The following is a 1937-nucleotide window of genomic DNA, read 5'->3' on the forward strand; positions in this document are numbered from 1 at the left end:
AGCTGAGCGTGCTCTGGCGAGCCGCTGTCGGTCGGGACAGACGGCCTCCGTTGGTTGTTCGAAACGTGGATAGGTTGATGCACGTGACAGTTACCGCAGCGCCCGAGGTTGTGCTCTACGACGTCGACAGCGGCGTCGCCACGCTGACCCTGCACCGGCCAGAGCGAAAAAACGCCTGGACGTTGGAGATGGAGCGGGCGTTCTTCGATCTACTCGACGCCTGTGACGACAATCCCGACGTCCGGGTCGTACTGGTCACCGGGGCCGGCAGCAGCTTCTGCCCCGGTATGGACATGGGCTATCTCGACAGCGTCTCGCAGGGTCCGGCCGCGGAGAAGCCGGCGTGGCGGACCCGTCCAATGACCCATGCCCGGTCGTTGCGCAAGCCGACCATCGCCGTCCTCAACGGTGCATGTGCCGGCATCGGGCTGGTCCAGGCGCTGTCGTGTGACCTGCGGTTCGCGGCGGCCGGCATCAAGATCGCCCCGTCGTTCACCCGACGGGGACTGCCGGCCGAATTCGGCGTCAGTTGGCTGCTGACCCGCATAATCGGGCCTGCTCGGGCTGCTGACCTGCTCATCTCGAGTCGGGTTGTGTTGGCGCAGGAGGCGTTGGCGCTCGGTCTGGTCGACCGGGTGTTTCCGCCGGATGAGCTCATGCCCGCCGCCCGGGCGTATGCGGCTGACCTGGTGGCCAATTGTGCTCCGGTGGCGATGGCCGCGGTCAAGGCCCAGCTGGCGGCAGACTGGGGACGGACTCTCGCGGACGCTCAGCTCGACGCGGATGCGTTGGTCCGCGACACCGATCGGCGTATCGACTTCCGCGAGGGCGTTGCCGCCTTCGTGGAGCGCCGGCCGCCGGACTTCCGTCCGCTGCCGCCCCGCTGAACGCCAGGCGGAACCGCCAAGCGGACCGATGTTGATTTTTCGAGGTTTGTACGATCATCCGGTACCTTTTCGGCGTACAAACCTCGAAAGATCAACGGTCAAGCTGTCTGCGGACGCTTTCGATCACGTATTCCGGCCGATGGACGACATCCGGCCACGTGAAACGTAGGACCGTCCACCCGCGGCCGACGAGGTCGTTCTGCCGGTAACGGTCCCGGTACAGGGCGGTTGTACCGTTATGGGTGGCCGCACCGTCCGCCTCGACGTCCAGCAGGCGTGATGGCCAGGCGAGATCGAGTCGCGCGACGGGTACGCCGGTGACCTCGTTGCGGACCGGCCATTGCAGCTGTTCCGGTGAAAGGCCGGCGTCGACCAACAACAGCCGGAGCCGGGTCTCCAACGGGGATTCCGAGCGTCGGTCAACCAGGTCCCAGAAGGTGTCGGCTCGCCGGCCACCGTGTCGCCCGGCCACCGCGATCTTGATCGCTGCGAGATTCTCCTCGTCGAGTCGATACTCGTGCAGAAGCGCGTCGAGTAGACACACCGCTTCCTCACGTGAGGACCAGAGGATCAGATCGGCGATGGTTCGCGACGGATGGGTGATCCGGATGCCGGCGACCGTCATCGACTCTGCCGACGTCAGCGGCGACCAGCGCAGCACTACGCCCCGACTGCGCGATGTCCTCGCGGTTGACGGTAACAGCAGGTGAATCGGTTCGTCATGGGTCGGCTGCGGGAGCCCTGGAAACCGGTGGATCCTGGCAGCGGTCACTGCGCAGACGACCGCGTCCGGGCGGATGAGCTGGGCTGCCCGGGCACGGGCGTGCACACGGTCAGGAGCAGCCGGGACGACGAAGCCGCCCCGAACCGGATTCTCCCAGCCACCGACGTGAGCCAAGCGGTAGAGCGTCGCCGGGCTCAGGCCCACGGCGAGGGCCTGAGCCCGGGTCAGCGCACCGTTCTGCGTGGCAGCGAGGGCGAGCGCAGTGGCCAGCACGTCGGCCGGCGTGGCCGGTGTGGCCGGGTCTGCCGCCGTAGCCCCGGTAGCCG

The 1937-nt window shown here is 67.3% G+C and carries 2 protein-coding genes; one reads left to right on the forward strand and one right to left on the reverse strand.

Annotated elements, in window-relative coordinates; all coding sequences use genetic code 11:
- Window positions 1-77: 77 nt before the first annotated feature.
- Complete coding sequence (locus U9980_RS09610) at window positions 78-887, forward strand: enoyl-CoA hydratase-related protein (protein ID WP_416210209.1); 810 nt, start codon at window positions 78-80, stop codon at window positions 885-887.
- A gap of 91 nt (window positions 888-978) precedes the next feature.
- On the opposite strand, the gene U9980_RS09615 is transcribed toward U9980_RS09610, so the two are convergent.
- Window positions 979-1937: DUF559 domain-containing protein (locus U9980_RS09615; RefSeq protein ID WP_322767609.1), on the reverse strand; the 959-nt coding region annotated here is incomplete at its 5' end.

The organism is Protofrankia sp. Cr1 (assembly GCF_963555865.1).
Taxonomy (GTDB): Bacteria; Actinomycetota; Actinomycetes; order Frankiales; family Frankiaceae; genus Protofrankia.